At 46.4% G+C, this 2648-nt stretch carries 4 protein-coding genes; 3 read left to right on the top strand and 1 reads right to left on the bottom strand.

Annotated features, from left to right (window positions below; translation table 11 throughout):
• Positions 1–266: 266 nt before the first annotated feature.
• From PLH26_RS21475 to PLH26_RS21465, 3 genes are all read left to right on the top strand, one after another.
• On the top strand, positions 267–1145 hold the full coding sequence (locus PLH26_RS21475) for a pirin family protein (protein WP_324588064.1): 879 nt from the start codon (positions 267–269) through the stop codon (positions 1143–1145).
• Positions 1121–1330, top strand: a complete 210-nt coding sequence (locus tag PLH26_RS21470; protein WP_324588063.1) for a YceI family protein — start codon at positions 1121–1123, stop codon at positions 1328–1330. Before PLH26_RS21475 ends, PLH26_RS21470 begins: the two co-directional genes overlap by 25 nt.
• Positions 1331–1405: 75 nt before the next feature.
• Positions 1406–2413, top strand: a complete 1008-nt coding sequence (locus PLH26_RS21465) for an LLM class flavin-dependent oxidoreductase (RefSeq protein ID WP_324588062.1) — start codon at positions 1406–1408, stop codon at positions 2411–2413.
• Here PLH26_RS21465 and PLH26_RS21460 read toward each other — a convergent pair.
• Positions 2377–2648, bottom strand: a 272-nt coding sequence (locus tag PLH26_RS21460) for a hypothetical protein (protein WP_324588061.1), incomplete at its 5' end; no start/stop codon positions are given. The two genes, PLH26_RS21465 and PLH26_RS21460, sit on opposite strands and share 37 nt — an antisense overlap.

Genomic DNA, 2648 nt, shown 5'->3' with positions numbered 1-2648 from the left:
GGTTAACGCTACAATGATGGGAAGCTTCCATTTACCATTTAAAACATCTAATGCATCCCTTATCGGGCGTAACATCCCCATACATTCTGAGTGCACGGGTTCCACCGGTTTCTTCATTGTTTTTTGTCTGGCTATCATAAAGTATAGTGCTATACATTGGTATAGTACTTACAAAGGTATAGTAAATGGCGGTAAATTTGCAATATCAATTTTAAAAGTGATCAGCCTTACTAAATGGGAAGTCATCAGTTAATAATAAAAACATTATGATAAGAAATTTGATAAGCGTTCAAACGCCCCTGCCTCAGCAGGGATTTCTGGGCGAAGGACATACAGCCCGTGCTGTTATCCAGACCGACTACAGGCAGAGTGATCCTTTCATTTTGTTAATGGACGATATGCTGGATAAGAAAGACGAAAAACCGGCGGGCGGGCCCCATCCACATGCCGGATTTGAGACCGTTAGCTTGTTGCTCGAAGGCGAAATGGGAGATGGCGCTCATAAAATGAAAGCCGGCGATTTTCAAATAATGACGGCAGGCAGCGGAGTTGTGCACACGGAAACAATTGCAAAGAAAACTAAAATGCGCCTGATGCAGCTATGGTTAAATCTGCCTAAAGATAAAAGATGGACAATGCCAAAGCTGCAGCATTTGTCATTAAAGGATGTGCCGGCAGTATCTGAAAATGGATTGAACATAAAAGTTTACAGCGGCTCGTTCGCAGGGGTTGTATCACCGGTATCCAATTATGTTCCCCTGATACTTGCCGACATTCAAATGCTTGCAGGCATATCAACGCTGCAAAGTATCCCGTCATCCTTCACTACTTTTTTATATGTGCTGGAAGGAAGCGTAGAAGCAGGCGACGATAATCAAATCATTGATCAAAACCAGGTGGGCTGGCTGGATAAGTATACCGAAAACACTTCAAGCGAGTTAAGACTGACTGCCGGTGATGCCGGAGCCCGGCTTCTTTTGTATTCAGCACAACCGCAAGGCAACCCTATCGTTTCTCACGGACCTTTTATAGGAGACAGCCAGGAAGATATTTCACGGCTATATCGTGAATACCGCCAGGGCAAAATGAATGACATCTCATTTTTTAAAAACCACGAAAGATGGCAACAACAAAATGGGCAATAGACCCCACACATTCTGAAATCCGGTTTAAAGTAAAACATTTGATGATTTCAACGGTAACGGGGCAGTTCAACCAGTTTGAAGGGAATATTGAAATGGAGTCCGAAGATTTTACTACTTCCAGAGCAATGTTTGCTGCAGACGTGAATTCCATCAATACCAATAACGAACAAAGGGATGCGCAGTAAAGTTGCTGGCTAATGTGCAATTTGTAAAACAAGGCGTCACAGAACGCGCTACACTATAAAAACCGGGGAATGGGAATGACAATGAACCGAAAACACATACCGTATTCCATACTGGAACTGGCCACTGTTTCCAACGGAAGCAGTCCGGCAGAGACCTTAAAGAGAAGCCTCAGCCTGGCACAGGAGGCAGAAGCCCTTGGTTACACCCGCTTTTGGCTGGCAGAGCATCATAATGCAATTGGCATTGCCAGTTCGGCTACAGTGGTACTTATTGGCTACATAGCGGGCGGAACAAAGAAAATAAGAGTGGGTTCCGGCGGAATTATGCTGCCCAATCACTCGCCGCTTATCGTGGCCGAGCAGTTCGGCACTTTAGGCTCACTTTATCCCAACCGTATTGATCTCGGACTGGGAAGGGCACCGGGCACAGACCAGGTTACCGCCCAGGCCATTCGTTCAGACAGGATGCAGCGGGTGTATAAATTTCCGGAAGAAATAAGCCAGATCCGGCAATATTTTTCCCCTGCAAACAGCGCTGCCAAGGTAAGGGCTACAGTTGCCGAAGGGGTGGATGTTCCCCTGTATATTTTGGGTTCCAGCACCGACAGCGCACACCTGGCGGCAGCAAAGGGATTGCCTTATGCCTTTGCCAGTCATTTTGCAACTACCCATTTGTTTGAAGCGCTTAACATTTATTACAACAATTTTCAACCATCGGAATTTTTGCAGGAGCCTTACAGCATTGGCTGTATCAATGTTATGGCAGCAGATACCAATGAAGAAGCGGAAAGGATCTCAACTTCTTTGATCCGGATGTTCCTTGCTGTTTTTACAGGTGTTTCGGCATATCTCCAGGAGCCCACCGAAATGACGCCTGAGTTGCGCGGGATAATGGAAAACCCTGCTTTACAGCAAATGCTGAAGTACAGCTTTGCAGGCGATAAGAAAACAGTAAAGAAAAAAACGGAAGACTTCTTAAAGCAAACCGGGGTGAACGAGATCATGGCCGTTTCCAATATATATGACCACGAAGACAGGATAAAGTCTTACCGGATATTTTCTGAAATAATGAAGGAAATATAGTTAGCGGTGAATACCTGCCTGCCGGTGAAGCAGGCACCGCCAACGGCAGGCCGCCCAGGCTGGTATCCCCACTTTTGCGGCCGGCACCCGACGTGAGGAGGGTCAGCACCGCAAACTTTAATAAAATAATTCAGAAGACTGACCATAGAATTTAGTGTATGCAAAACGATCTGACGCTGGCGCGTACCGACCGTTTTGCGGCCGGCACCCGACGCGAGGAGGGTCAGCACCGCAA

Source organism: Agriterribacter sp., from assembly GCF_035444585.1.
Classification (GTDB): domain Bacteria; phylum Bacteroidota; class Bacteroidia; order Chitinophagales; family Chitinophagaceae; genus Agriterribacter.
Note: the sequence above shows the minus strand (reverse complement) of the source record. Positions and strands in the feature narration are given on the sequence as shown.